Annotated in this window: 13 protein-coding genes; 6 read left to right on the top strand and 7 right to left on the bottom strand. The window is 44.0% G+C overall.

The genetic code is table 11. From position 1 onward, the window contains the following. Positions 1–28 precede the first annotated feature (28 nt). The 4 genes from FLA_RS29260 to FLA_RS29245 all read right to left on the bottom strand — a co-directional run bounded on the left by FLA_RS29260 (position 29) and on the right by FLA_RS29245 (position 4,080). On the bottom strand, positions 29–1,039 hold the full coding sequence (locus FLA_RS29260) for a tetratricopeptide repeat protein (protein WP_076377430.1): 1,011 nt from the start codon (positions 1,037–1,039) through the stop codon (positions 29–31). 10 nt (positions 1,040–1,049) lie between these two features. Next, positions 1,050–2,282, bottom strand: a complete 1,233-nt coding sequence (locus FLA_RS29255) for a DUF1015 domain-containing protein (protein WP_076377025.1) — start codon at positions 2,280–2,282, stop codon at positions 1,050–1,052. A 20-nt stretch (positions 2,283–2,302) separates the two neighbouring features. After that, a complete protein-coding gene (gene serC, locus FLA_RS29250) occupies positions 2,303–3,373 on the bottom strand; it encodes a 3-phosphoserine/phosphohydroxythreonine transaminase (RefSeq protein ID WP_076377023.1) in 1,071 nt (356 codons plus the stop codon). A gap of 65 nt (positions 3,374–3,438) precedes the next feature. Further along, positions 3,439–4,080: a DUF502 domain-containing protein gene (locus FLA_RS29245; protein WP_084206077.1), complete on the bottom strand. Its 642-nt coding sequence runs from the start codon at positions 4,078–4,080 to the stop codon at positions 3,439–3,441. A gap of 162 nt (positions 4,081–4,242) precedes the next feature. Here FLA_RS29245 and FLA_RS29240 point away from each other — a divergent pair, with 162 nt between their 5' ends. The 4 genes from FLA_RS29240 to FLA_RS29225 are packed head-to-tail and all read left to right on the top strand — an operon-like array spanning position 4,243 to position 11,021. Beyond that, positions 4,243–4,863, top strand: coding sequence for a TetR/AcrR family transcriptional regulator (locus FLA_RS29240; RefSeq protein WP_084206076.1), 621 nt, complete (start codon positions 4,243–4,245; stop codon positions 4,861–4,863). A 4-nt stretch (positions 4,864–4,867) separates the two neighbouring features. Then, positions 4,868–6,232: a TolC family protein gene (locus FLA_RS29235; RefSeq protein WP_076377426.1), complete on the top strand. Its 1,365-nt coding sequence runs from the start codon at positions 4,868–4,870 to the stop codon at positions 6,230–6,232. Positions 6,233–6,251: 19 nt separating this feature from the next. Then, positions 6,252–7,397: an efflux RND transporter periplasmic adaptor subunit gene (locus FLA_RS29230; RefSeq protein ID WP_076377019.1), complete on the top strand. Its 1,146-nt coding sequence runs from the start codon at positions 6,252–6,254 to the stop codon at positions 7,395–7,397. Between the two features lie 48 nt (positions 7,398–7,445). Beyond that, on the top strand, positions 7,446–11,021 hold the full coding sequence (locus FLA_RS29225) for an efflux RND transporter permease subunit (protein ID WP_076377017.1): 3,576 nt from the start codon (positions 7,446–7,448) through the stop codon (positions 11,019–11,021). Between the two features lie 45 nt (positions 11,022–11,066). On the opposite strand, the gene FLA_RS29220 is transcribed toward FLA_RS29225, so the two are convergent. Beyond that, entirely contained in the window at positions 11,067–11,363 is a 297-nt protein-coding gene (locus tag FLA_RS29220) for a hypothetical protein (RefSeq protein WP_076377015.1), read from the bottom strand. Positions 11,364–11,581: 218 nt separating this feature from the next. Here FLA_RS29220 and FLA_RS29215 point away from each other — a divergent pair, with 218 nt between their 5' ends. Together FLA_RS29215 and FLA_RS29210 are read left to right on the top strand one after the other, a co-directional pair. After that, positions 11,582–11,941 (top strand): helix-turn-helix domain-containing protein, encoded by a 360-nt coding sequence (locus FLA_RS29215; RefSeq protein WP_144263983.1) that lies wholly within the window; start codon positions 11,582–11,584, stop codon positions 11,939–11,941. Between the two features lie 14 nt (positions 11,942–11,955). Then, the gene (locus tag FLA_RS29210; RefSeq protein WP_197705837.1) at positions 11,956–12,744 is read left to right on the top strand and encodes a TIGR00266 family protein; all 789 of its coding nucleotides are present in this window, start codon (positions 11,956–11,958) and stop codon (positions 12,742–12,744) included. Positions 12,745–12,802: 58 nt separating this feature from the next. On the opposite strand, the gene FLA_RS29205 is transcribed toward FLA_RS29210, so the two are convergent. Then, the gene (locus FLA_RS29205) at positions 12,803–13,222 is read right to left on the bottom strand and encodes an organic hydroperoxide resistance protein (protein WP_076377011.1); all 420 of its coding nucleotides are present in this window, start codon (positions 13,220–13,222) and stop codon (positions 12,803–12,805) included. A gap of 146 nt (positions 13,223–13,368) precedes the next feature. Continuing rightward, a complete protein-coding gene (locus tag FLA_RS29200; RefSeq protein ID WP_076377009.1) occupies positions 13,369–14,139 on the bottom strand; it encodes a Bax inhibitor-1/YccA family protein in 771 nt (256 codons plus the stop codon). Position 14,140: the final 1 nt, after the last annotated feature.

Below are 14,140 nucleotides of genomic sequence, written 5' to 3'. Positions count from 1 at the left end.
TTTTCCTTTATCCTTAACACATTGTTTACTAATGCGCGTAATACTGTCCTTCCGGAACTTTAAACACCCTGCTTTGTTGCAGCTTCGCAAAGTTATTGCTCTCTTCTTCATGAGCTTTCATCCATGCCTGGTAGGCATCGGGGCTGGAAGCAGCGGTAAACAACCAGTTGTTATAAGCGCCAAATATACCTTCCTGCAGCAGCTGACGCTGATGATCGAACAAACGGTAAGGATACTGTGTAGCATATTGTTTAAACCACTCCAGTATAAACTTAGAACGTAAGTTGGTTAACGATTCAGTAGTGATACCATCCGAAGTAACCTCTGTAAACTTGCTAAAGGTTTCGGCAATGGCCTTGGTAAAAGGCGTGCCTTTAGTTATATAAGCATTGAGCAGCGTAGGCTTCAGAAACAATATCTTATAGTCATCCTTTACAATATTTTTCATAATCACCGTGCGCTGGCTCAGGCTTTCAATGTTCAGGAAAATTTCGCCGTAAATTACCGCCCATAACAGGTTGTCTTTTTCGTCGTAATACCTGGCCGCGTTATAATAATTGGTGCTGATGTTGGGGTCTGCTTCAATACCTTTTTCCCAATACACAATAGCCTGTTCCAGCTTGTGTTGCATGGCGTATAGTTCGCCCCACTCGTTATACAGCACACCGCTTTTAGGATACTTTTTCAATCCCTTCTTATACAGCTTTTCGCATTCAGTATATTCCGCAATGGCCTTGTAACTTAAACCCAGGGTCTGGTAACCGGTTTCGTCAGGATAAGCATCTACCAGCTTTTTCCCTACTTCTATGGCATGTGAATAGTCTTTCTGCAAATAGTAAGCAAAGGCAAGATCTTTGCGAATGTTCACATTGCGTGGTTCCTGGTCGGCAGCACGGTTCAATACCATAATGGCATTTTCGTAATCCCCTTTCTTTAAAAAGGCTTTTCCTTTTTCATGCAAACTACCGTCACCATCCTGCGCCCTGGCTATAAAGCCGACGCCTGCACATGCCAATAATACCAGCACTCGTTTTATCATATTCATAGTTCTATTCGTAAATCAGATGCGTTAATAAACCATCTCTCAACTTCGGCTCAAACCAGGTGCTTTTGGGTGGCATTACGTTACCACTGTCGGCAATGGCAAACAACTGGTCAATGCTTACCGGGTATAAACTAAAGGCAACAGCCCATTCACCACTGTTCACTCTTTTTTCCAGTTCGCCCAGTCCCCTGATACCTCCTACAAAATCAATGCGCTTATCTGTACGCGGGTCGTTAATCCCAAGCAACTCAGACAATATATTATTTTGTAACACACTTACGTCCAGTATTCCAATCGGATCTTCGGTGTAAGTAGCTGGTTTCGAAGTCAATTTGTACCAGGTACCGTCTAAATACATGCCAAATTCATGTAATTGTGCAGGATGCACAGCACCCGATGCAGGTGTTAACACAAATTTGTCTTCTAAACGTTTCAGAAAATCCGCCTTCGACAAACCATTCAAATCCTTTGCTAACCGGTTGTAATCCATAATATACAACTGGTTAGAAGGAAACAACGTAGTAAGGAAATAGTTGGCTCCCTCTTTGGCACCGCTGCCAATTGCTTTACGCACCTTAGCGGCAGAAGCAGCACGGTGGTGACCATCGGCAATGTAGGTACAAGGCACTTCTTTCTCAAATAGGGTGGCTATTTCTTCTACCGCTTTTTCGTCGTTTACAATCCAGATAGTATGCTGAATGTTATCGTCCGCAGTAAAATCGTATACCGGGTTCTTTGTTTCCTTCCACTTCTCCACCAGGGCGTCAATGCCTGCATGGTTGCGATAGGCTAAAAACACGTTACCTGTTTGTGCGCCGGTAGTTTTGATATGGTTAATACGGTCCTGCTCTTTTTCGGGGCGGGTAAACTCATGCTTTTTAATAATGTCGTTTTCGTAATCATCCACACTGCTTGCGCACACCAGCCCTGTCTGGCTTCTGCCATTCATAATCAGCTGGTATATATAATAGCAATCTTTCTCTTCTCTGAACAGCAATTCTCTTTTAATAAAAGCCTCCAGGTTTTCCTTAGCTTTTTCATACACCTGCGCGTCGTGAATATCTACCGATTCAGGAAGATCTATTTCACTTTTAGTGATATGTAAAAAAGAGTTAGGATTACCCTGTGTTTCCACTTTTGCCTCCTGGCTGTTCAATACATCGTATGGTTTGCTGGCTATTTGTTTAGCCAGTTGAGCCTGTGGGCGTAAAGCCTTAAATGGTTTAATAATTGCCATTATTGTAAGTAGTAATTAAGTTAAGCATGTTTGTTGGAAAAATCGGTCATCAGGTCGCAAAACGCCTGTACGCTGCTCAAAGGCAATGCGTTGTACATCGATACGCGTAAACCACCTACACTGCGGTGTCCCTTCACACCTACCATACCTTGCTGTTTGCACAGGTCCAGGAATTCTTTTTCCAGCTCTGGCGTAGGCAACACAAATACGGCATTCATCAGGCTGCGGTCTTCTCTGGCCACGGTAGGCGTAAACAGCGGTTGTGCATCCAGTGCGTTATATAACAGGTCTGCCCGCTCTTTCGCTTTTTGCTCCATAGCAACCAGGCCGCCATTATTCACAATCCATCGCAGGGTAAGCATGCTCACATATACCGCAAATACCGGTGGCGTGTTTAACAACGCATCCGCTTCAATATGCTTGCGGTAATCCATAATAGGAGGGATGGCTCTGCTTATTTTGCCTAAGATATCTTTCTTAATCACCGTAAGTGTTACACCCGCTGCACCCATATTTTTCTGAGCGCCGGCATAAATAAGCGAGAAACGGTTAAAGTCCATCGGACGGCAAAAGATATCACTGCTCATATCCGCAATCACAGGAACCTCTGTGTCGGGAATATGATGCCATTGTGTACCTTCTACAGTGTTATTGGTAGTATAGTGTAAATAAGCGCTGTTGGCAGGAATGTTCAGCTGCTTATTAATATAAGTATGGTTTTTATCGGCCGAAGAAGCAGCCACGGCTACATTGCCAAACAGTTTGGCTTCCTTAATAGCTTTGTTACCCCAGATACCGTTGTCACAATAAGCAGCAGTTGCATTCGCGTCCAGTAAATTCATGGGCACCTGCATAAATTGCGTGGTAGCTCCGCCGTGCAAATACAGCACTTCATAGTCATTTCCCAACCCCATCAGCGATTTTACATGTTGCTGCGCTTCGTGTAAAACAGCTTCAAAATAACTGGTACGGTGGCCTATTTCCAGGATAGACAAACCGGTGTTATTAAAGTTGTGAATGGCATTTGCGGCTTCGGCGAGTACTTCCTGTGGCAAAATCGAAGGCCCTGAATTGAAATTATGCATTTTCATTTCATCAAATTAGAGCTGCAAAGTAAGTGATTTGAAACAAAGGCTTGTTAGTATAGCACCTGCGATTAATCCACATGAGTTACCCCGCCCGACACTACAAATTTCATCGCATCGGAGGCGCCAGTATTTTTAATCGGCTTTACTTTATAACGGGGTACCAGGTAGGTGATGCCGGAAATAGCGTAAGAATGCGGCACATATACCACCACATAATCTTCCAGTTCAAAATGCGCCGCGCTTTCCTGGGTTAAAAACCCCACCCGCCAAATGTCCGGACCATCTACATTTACCAGCACCGGCTGGTCAAACTTCTTTTTATTGCCGGCAAAAGCTTCCATAAAATCCTTTACCGAAGTATAAATAAAGCGTACGCCCGGTGTTTTTTCCAGCACCTTATCTAATATATGTACCAGGCGGGTGACTACAAAAGAAGAGGAAATCCAGCCCACCAGCAGCACAATTAATATTACCACCACAAACCCCAGCCCCGGTGTTCTTTCCAGTTCACCGGTAGAATTATGCTCCAGCACATGCGGAAACAGGCTGTGAATAATATTGGGCAGTATATTATCAATAGTGTTGAACAGTGTTACAACTGCATACACGGTAATAACAATAGGTGCCAGCACCACCAGCCCCTGTAAAAACAGCTGCAAAAACCTGCGCCAGCGAAAAATAACCAGTATCCGTTTGAACCCCATTGACATCCGTGATAATTTGACGTAAAAGTACACACTCATCCCTCTATATCGCCATTCAACCTTAAAAACAACACGGAAACTTACAGCCACAAAAAAGTTTCCATAGTTTTAATTCAGGAAAACAGCACAGCAGCAACCTGTTGCCTGTTTTTTGCCTAAAACAATACTATGGAAATAAAGGAAAGGATCAGCGAGAAAGCAGAGGAGCTATTTCTACGTTTTGGCGTTCGCAGTATTACTATGGACGAAATCGCCAGTCAGCTGGGCATGTCTAAAAAAACTATTTACCAGTCTTTTACCGATAAAGATGAACTGGTTTATTCTGTGTTTGACCAATTGTTCAGTAAGTGTAGCACCGATTGCCTGACCGATAAAGAACGGGCCGATAATGCCATACACGAGCTGTTTCTGGCGATGGACATGATGCAGGAGTTTCTTAAAACCATGAACCCTTTCGTACTGTACGACCTGGAAAAATATCACCCGCAAACCTTTAAGAGATATCTCGATTTTAAAAACAACTACATGTACCAGTACGTGAGGGATAATGTAGTGCGGGGAATAAAAGAAGAAGTATACCGGGCAGATGTGGATATAGAAATAGTAAGCAGGTTTAGAATAGGCACCGCCATGTTATCGCTGGATGCCAACACATTCCCGCACAACAAGTTTAATGTGCTGGAAGTGGAAATTCAATTGCTATTGCTTTATGCTTATGGCTTAGCCAGCCCTAAAGGGGTTAAGCTTATTCAAAAATATAACCAACAACGTGAAAGCAAAAAAGGATAATATTATGATTACAGCAAGGAACGGCATGGTGTTACTCAGCAGCCTGTTATGCACAGGAGTGCTGGCGCAAACACAGCCCCCTCCGTCTCCCGAAGTACACCAGATGAGTGTGCGGCAAACGATTGACTATGCCAAAAGTCACAATGTGCAAGTGAAAAATGCACTGCTGGATATTCAGGTTCAAAAAGAAAGTAACCGGGTAACCACTGCACAGGCCTTGCCCCGCATTAACGGTTCAGGCAATTTCACGGACTATCTGAAACTTCCTGTAACAGTTGCTTCCAGTGATAATTTCCCCGGCACCGGCGCACCTCCCGGTACCCTTATACCTTTTTCTTTTTCTACCAAGTATACCGCTTCCGGCAGCATCACCTTACAGCAGGTATTGTTCGATGGACAAGTGTTTGTTGGTCTCCAGGCCCGCAAAACCTCCATTGATTTGTCTACCAAAAACGCTGAAATAACAGAAGAGAATATCCGCGCCAATATTTACAAGGTGTATTACCAACTGGTGGTGAGCAAAACCCAGATGGAACAAATAAATGCCAATATTGAAAAGCTGGAAAAACTGGTACACGATACAAAGCTGATGAACGAAAACGGCTTTGCAGAGAAGCTGGATGTAGACAGGGCATCGGTACAGTTGTCTAACCTGCAAACTGAAAAAATAAAAACAGAGAATACCATCACTAATGGCTATTTAGGTCTGAAAGTATTAATAGGCATGCCCCCTACTGACTCACTCGCACTTACCGATGTAATCACCGACGAGGAAATAAAAGCAGGCGCACTGGATGCCGGCATTTATAAATATAGTGACAGAAAAGACTTCCAGGCTTTACAGTTAACACAAAGCCTGTATGAATACAACATCAAAAGCCTGCGCATGGGCTATTTACCTACACTTAGCTTCAATGCCAACTACAGCGAAAATGCCTTTCGTAACAAGTTTGACATGTTTAGCAATGAGCCCTGGTATGCCAGCTCCTACATTGGTTTGAGTCTGAACGTTCCCATCTTCAATGGATTCAGCAAAAGCGCCAATATAGCAAAAGCCAGGTTGCAATTACAACAAAGCCAGAACCAGACCGAATCGCTTAAACTTAGCATAGACCAGGATGTATTCAAAGCCAGGAACGACTTCAGAACATCCATTCTTACTATTGATAACCAGAAGAAGAACATGGCGCTCGCAGAAAGCGTATATACCCAAACACGCAAGAAGTATGAGTCCGGGCTGGCTTCCAGCACCGATCTTACCAATACGCAAACCGAACTGCGCATTGCACAAAGCAACTATATCTCTTCCCTGTACGATGCTATCATAGCCCGTATAGATTATTTAAAAGCCACCGGCCAATTACAATAACCATTATCAACCGAATTATATGCAAAAAGTAATTACCTTATCTATACTCCTTACTGCCTTTACCGTTACTACCTGGGGCTGTAAAGAAAAAGATCCGCTTGCCGCAAAAAAGAAAGAGTTAGCCGAGTTAAAATCAAAGCAGGCTTCGCTTGTTGATGACATAACCAAACTGGAAGCCGAGGTAGCTAAACTCGATCCCAACGCTGTGCCGGAAAAGCCTAAACTGGTAAGCCTGGATACTATTAAAACCACTCCTTTCAGCCATTTCATTGAACTGCAGGGCAAAGTGGATGCAGAGAATATTGCTTATGTATCTCCCCGCAACGGAACCGGTGGGCAGGTAAAAGGAGTGTATGTAAAAAAAGGCGAACGTGTGCATAAAGGCCAGCTGTTATTGAAACTGGATGATGCCATTGCCCGCAAACAAATTGCACAACAGGAAACACAACTGGCTTATGCACAAAACCTGTATGAACGCAGAAACAACCTGTGGAAAGAAAACATAGGCACCGAAGTGGAACTGATCACCGCCAAAAATAATGTAGACCAGGCACAACGTCAGCTGGACCTGGCTAAGGAACAACTTAGTTTCAGCAATGTGTACGCCGATATGGATGGCGTAGCAGAAGAAGTAAATATTCGTGTAGGTGAACTGTTTACCGGCCAGCCTACCAGCGGTATTAAACTGGTAAACACCAGCAACCTGAAAGTAACTGCACAGGTACCTGAAAACTACCAGGGTAAAGTAAAAGAAGGCGATAAGCTGGAAGTAGTGTTTCCCGACATCAACAAAAGCATTACTGCCCGTATTTCACTTTCAGGCCAGTTGATTGATGCCAACAGCCGTTCTTTCTATATTGAAGCACATTTGCCCGATAGCAAAGAGTTTAAGCCCAACCAGGTAGCCCTGGTGAAAATTCAGGACTATACTACAGCTGCTGCCACTACTGCCCCTATCAACACTTTACAAACAGATGAAAAAGGCAAATTCCTGCTGGTAGCCATTAACGAAAAAGGCAAGCTGCGTGCTAAAAAGCGTGTTGTACAGGCAGGTGAACTGTACGGCGATAGAATTGAAATTAAAACCGGTTTACAGGCGGGTGATGTTATCATCACCGATGGTTATCAAAGTTTATACGATGGGCAGCTCATTACTACCCACTAATACCTGTGTTCGTTATTAAACAGCATTCAACACGCAACATTTATTGTTATGAGCGCATTAGACAATTTCACAGGTAAGTTTAAACATTTTAAACCCACTACCTGGAGCATTAAAAATAAAACCTCCATTTACCTGCTGATGCTTATGGTAAGTTTGGGGGGCATTTTCCAGTTTCTTACGTTACCGAAAGAACAGTTTCCCGACATCGTTATACCTACTATCTATGTATCTACCATATATGTGGGTAACTCTCCAAAGGATATGGAAAACCTGGTAACACGCCCTATTGAAAAACAGATCAAAGGCATTACCGGCGCTAAGATTAAAAAATTCACCAGTACCTCGCAGCAGGACTATTCCGCCATTATAGTGGAATTTGACACACGGGTAAAAACCGACATCGCCCTGCAAAAAGTGAAAGATGCGATAGATAAAGCCAAACAGGATTTACCTACCGATTTAACCCAGGAGCCTACTGCACTGGAAGTGAGTATAAGTGATCAGCCGGTGATGTACGTGAACATTAGTGGCGATTACGATCAGCAGCGTTTAAAGAAGTATGCAGATGATATGAAAGACCGCCTGGAAGATCTTACACAAATTAACCGTGTAGATTTGGTAGGTGCTCCTGAGCGTGAATTCCAGATTAACGTAGATAATTACCGCATGCAAGGAGCTAATATCACGTTTGATGATATTGCCAATGCGGTACAACGCGAGAACATGGATATATCCGGCGGTTTGCTGGATGTAGGCAATATGAAGCGTAACCTGCAATTGAAAGGCCAGTTTAAAACGGCCTTTGATATTGAAAAGGTAGTGCTGCGTAATGGTCAGGGAAAAACCATTTACCTCAAAGATATTGCTGTTATTAAAGACACCATTAAAGACCGGGAAAGCTATGCACGCCTGGATGGCAAAAACGTAGTAACCCTTAACATCATCAAACGTTCGGGCGAAAACCTGATTGAAACTTCTGATGAAGTAAAGAAAGCGGTGGATGAAATGCGGGCTACTGTTTTTCCTAAAGACCTGAAAGTAGTAGTTACCGGTGACCTGAGCATTAAAACCAAAGCCTCCTTTAACGAGCTGGTAAACTCTATCGTTATTGGCTTTGTTCTGGTATTAATTATCCTTATGTTCTTTATGGGCGTGGTCAACGCCTTCTTCGTGGCCTTGTCGGTACCACTGAGTATGTTTGTGGCCTTCGTGTTCTTACCAGCCGCAGATATCATAGTAGGCGGTCACGTAACCCTCAACTTTATTGTGCTGTTTGCCCTGTTGTTTGGTTTGGGTATTATAGTAGACGATGCCATTGTGGTCATTGAAAACACACACCGCATCTTTACCGAAGGCAAGGGCAAAATAAAAACCGAAACCTCGGCTATGATGGCTGCCGGCGAAGTGTTTGTGCCGGTGCTGGCAGGTACGCTCACCACCCTCGCGCCTTTCTTCCCACTATTATTCTGGCCCGGCATCATTGGTAAATTTATGATTTACCTGCCTACCATGCTCATATTTACACTGGCCGCTTCGTTAGTGGTAGCGTTTATTATGAACCCGGTATTTGCCGTTGACTTTATGAACCATCCGGAAGGGGAAGAAAAGCCACCCAAGTCGGCTATGTTTAAAAAGCCAGGCTTCTGGATTGCTATAGCAGTAGGCATCTTACTGGACTTAGCCGGTGCCACCTTCTGGGGCAACCTGTTAATCTTCTTTATGTTCCTGGTAATACTGAACAAGTATGTATTTGATGATGCTATTCATGCCTTCCAGAACAGGGCCTTGCCATGGATCATGAGCCATTACGAAAACCTGTTACGCTGGGCATTAAAAGGCTGGCGCCCTGCCTACCTGCTGTTAGCCACCTTTGGCCTACTGGTGTTTTCATTCGTGTTCTTTGGCATACGCAAAGTACCGGTGGTATTTTTTCCTAAAGGAGATCCCAACCAGGTATATGTTTACCTGAAGCTGCCTGTAGGTACTGCCGTGGAATATACCGACTCTGTTACAAGCGAACTGGAAAAGCGGGTATACAAAGTGCTGGGCATGGAAAACGGCAAACACAACCATGTGGTGGAAAGTGTTATCACCAACGTGGCCGTAGGTGCCAGCGATCCTACCAGCGGCGACAGAAGCACCCGTTCCGAACTGGGCCGTATACAAGTATCCTTTGTGGAATATGAAAAAAGGGAAGGCACCAGCACGGCACCTTATCTTGATTCTATACGTAAAGTAATGAAAGGTGTACCCGGCGCAGAAATATCGGTTGACCAGGAACAAAGTGGTCCGCCAACCGATCCGCCGGTGAATATTGAAGTAGCCAGCGAAGACTTCGACGGCTTAATTAAAACAGCAGTATCCCTGAAAAACTACCTGGATAGTATACAGGTGGCTGGTGTGGAAGAATTAAAACTGGATATTGATTTAAAGAATCCCGAAGTAACCTTAACCGTTAACCGCGAGCGTGCTTTAATTGAAGGCGTATCTTCTGCACAGATAGGGCAGCAGATAAGAACAGCCTTGTTTGGCCGTGAAGTGTCTAAGATAAAAGAAGGGAAGGATGAATATAAAATTCAGTTACGTAACCAGGAATTACAACGTAAAAGTCTGGCCGACCTGTTAAACATGCGCATCTATTTCCGCGACCTGGCAACCGGCGGCTTTAAAAGCATTCCTATCAGCAACGTAGTAACATTCGATCTTACCAACACACTGGGTAGTGTAAAACGGAAGAACCAGAAGCGTATGATCACAGTACGCAGTAACGTGCTATCCGGTTATACCCCTACCGAAATAAACACAGTTATCAAAGGCCACCTGGATAACTTCAAAGGCAAAGCAGATGGTGTAACGCTTAAGCAAACCGGCGAAGGCGAGCAACAGGCCGAAACAGGCTCCTTCCTGGGAAGCGCGTTAATAGTAGCCTTAATGCTGATATTGTTTATCCTGGTGTTACAGTTTAACAGCATTAGCAAATCGGTGATCATTCTTACCGAAATCATATTTAGTATTATTGGTGTGCTGCTGGGCTTCTCCATTTTTGGAATGGAAGTATCTGTAGTAATGACCGGTGTAGGTATATTAGGACTGGCAGGTATTGTCATTAAAAACGGGATATTGGTGATTGAGTTTACCGATGAGTTACGCGCCCGTGGCCTGCGTACACGCGAAGCGGTAATACAGGCAGGTAAAACACGTATCATCCCGGTATTGTTAACAGCCGTGGCCGCAATATTAGGTTTCATACCTATTGCAGTAGGCTTTAACATCAACTTCGTTACCCTGTTTGCCGAGTTAAACCCACACATCTTCTTTGGTGGCGATAACGTGGTGTTCTGGAAACCTTTATGCTGGACCATCATCTTCGGTCTCATCTTCGCATTTTTCATGACGCTGATTATTGTACCAAGCATGTACCTGATAGCAGAAAGATTAAGAAGACCCATGCGTAGTATGTATGGTGGCAAATGGATTTCTATGCTGGGCATACCGCCATTAACCCCCATCTTCCTGTTGTTAATGTCTGTTACATTAATCAGACACAGATGGGTAAAGGCAAGACGCCGTAGAAAACTACACAACCAACGGGTAAACGAAGCCTTTATAGGCAGCTGGTTTTAACAGATAAACATATAAATGCCCCGGCTGCAAACCGGGGCATTTATATTATGCTGCGGTAGCGGGTGTAAATGCCACTACACGTGCAGGAGCTGGAAAAGGGTGTATAATAGAAACCGCTTCTATTAAAGCCCCCAGTTTTTCGTAAAAGAAAACAATTTCACTTCGTTGCAGGGCTGTTAACCCATCTGAATATTCGCTGCCAATGCAGGCTTTGGCAAACTGCCACAGATGTTGATAACTGGCCGGCAAATTAAAATAATCGAAAAATTCTTCGATGGCCAGGGAAGGTTGTTGTAACTGCTGGCTGGTTAAATACCGGAAAGAGGTAGACTGTTCATTCATATAACAATTTTTATTTAGTATGTACCACGAAAAAGATGTTATATGCGTAATCAAAGTAAATTAGTACTAAGATTAACGCCCGCATTTGCCGGAGGGAGAAGTAAGTAGTAAGCACTTCAAAGATATTTTCATTTTATTTGAATTTCAAATTTTATTCAGCATTTTTACTATTAAAATTGAATATTGCTTTGAATTATTTGCCAGGTAACTTATACATTTTGCGAAAACACCGCAAGCTGCAACAGGAAGGAATGCAGGATGCCCTTGGCATATCCCGCGCCACCTGGAGCAATTATGAAAACGGTAAAACAGAACCGTCTATCCAAACGCTGTTACAGATTGCCACTTATTTCAACGTTTCGGTAGACGACCTGTTGCGAACCGATTTAAGCCAGCATCCGGACTGGCAGCAACAGCCCGGCGCTATCAACTACAAGCAGCAACTTAAAAGAAACTTGCAAAACAAAGATTCTTTGATAGCCCTGCATGATAGCGGAGCGGATATACCCAACACATTATTGCAGGAAATACTGGACGAACTAAAATTGATACGTCAACATATCACACACAAACCATAAACAAACACATTACCATGATCAATAATCACGAAATAGACTACCGCATTATCGGGGAAGAAATGCAGTATGTAGAAATAGAACTGGACCCCAACGAAACAGCCGTAGCCGAGCCCGGTGCCTTTATGATGATGGACGACGGCATTAGCATGCAAACCATTTTCGGTGATGGCAGCCAGCAACAAAACAACGGTTTGCTGGGCAAATTATTCAGCGCCGGCAAACGTATGCTGGTAGGCGAAAACCTGTTTATGACCGCTTTTACCAACGTTGGTCAGGGCAAAAAGCATGTAAGCTTTGCTTCCCCTTATCCCGGTAAAATCATTGCGCTCGACCTGTTACGTCTAGGCGGCCGGGTAATATGCCAGAAAGATGCTTTCCTGTGTGCAGCTAAAGGAGTAAGCGTAGGCATTGAATTTCAACGTAAGCTGGGTACAGGCTTGTTTGGCGGTGAAGGCTTTATTATGGAAAAACTGGAAGGCGATGGCATGGCCTTTATGCATGCTGGCGGCCACGTACTGGAAAAAGAATTGCAACCCGGTGAATTATTAAAAGTGGATACAGGCTGTTTAGTAGGCTTTACACACGGCGTTACCTACGACATCCAGTTTGTAGGCGGCATCCGCAACACATTTTTTGGTGGGGAAGGCGTATTCTTTGCCACCTTGCGCGGTCCCGGCAGAGTATGGATACAATCACTGCCCATTAGCCGCTTAGCTGGCCGCATCATGCAATACGGCACTTACAAACGTAAAGAAGAAGGAAGCATCCTGGGTGGCTTAGGCAACCTGCTGGATGGCGATTAATAAGAGTAGCAGTTATTTATAACAAAACAGGTGTGGCTTTCACCACACCTGTTTCTTTTTATATCGTTACTTCCAGGTTTACATCTACATTACCCCGCGTAGCGTTGGAAAAAGGACATATTTCATGCGCCTTGGCAGCCAATAACCGCGCGGTTTCCATATCCACACCCGGTATATGCACGTGCAGGGTTATTTCCAGTCCAAAACCACCGCCGTCTTCTTTGCCAAAGCCCACCTCCGCAGTAACACGGGTATCACCTGCAGGCAGCTTAGCTGTTTTGGCCACCAGCAGTAAAGCGCCGTCAAAGCAGGCCGCATAACCTGCTGCAAACAATTGCTCCGGGTTAGTATAAGCACCACCGCTGCCACCCATGGCAGCAGGAATACGTAAATCCAGATTTAATACACCATCAGAACTTGTCACTTTTCCGTCCCTGCCTCCTGAAGCTGTTGCTGCTGCTGTGTATATTATCTCCATACTTGCGACTTTAGATAGGCTAAAGATAGCCCATTATGCCGCTAAGGGCTAATCTGTAAAAGTTAATTTATCATAGGATAACATACCTGCACAAAAAAGCCCGGCGAATATTTTCCGCCGGGCCTTACTATTCTGGTAGTAAATACTTAGTTTTTGCTGCTGCTTAAGCGGCTCAGTAACTTTAAAATCTGGATGTATAACCAAACCAGGGTTACCAGCAGGCCAAATGCACCATACCATTCCATGTGTTTAGGGGCACCCATTTCCTGTCCGCGCTCAATCATGTCAAAATCCATAATCAGCGTCAGCGCAGCAATAGCCGCTACAAACACGTTAATACCAATGCCTAATAAACTGGCATCTTCCCAACTCATAAAAGAAAGTGGCGCACCAAATAAAGAAAACAGGAAGCATACCACGTAAAACAGGCCAATACCTATAGTAGCAGAGATCATTACCGCTTTAAACTTAGCAGTAGCCCTGATAATTCTAAAGTTATACAAAGCAAACATCACCAGTGCTACAGCAAAGGTTAAGCCTACCGCCTGCATTACAATACCGGGGTTGCTTTTTGCAAAACGTGCATTTACAATAACTGATAAAGCACCTAATGCCAAACCTTCCAGTATACCATATAAAGGAGCCAGGAAACGTGCAGTAGTGGGTTTAAAAGAAATTACCAGTGCACTTACCAAACCACCAATTAAACCTATCCAGAAGAAGGTCATCATGGTATCCATGTCGCCTATGTTAAATAAGCGCCAGGTATAGGCTGCACCACCTAATACCATTACTAATAAGAAACCAAATTTAGCCATCGTTCCGCGCACGGTCATTGTCTCTTCATTGGTGAAAGACATAGACTTGTTAAAGATTTTCTCGCTTAACGTTGGATTGTCAGATTGAAACAAAGCCATA

The sequence above is a fragment of the Filimonas lacunae genome (assembly GCF_002355595.1).
Classification (GTDB): Bacteria; Bacteroidota; Bacteroidia; order Chitinophagales; family Chitinophagaceae; genus Filimonas; species Filimonas lacunae.
This window is presented reverse-complemented; position numbering and strand designations above follow the sequence as displayed.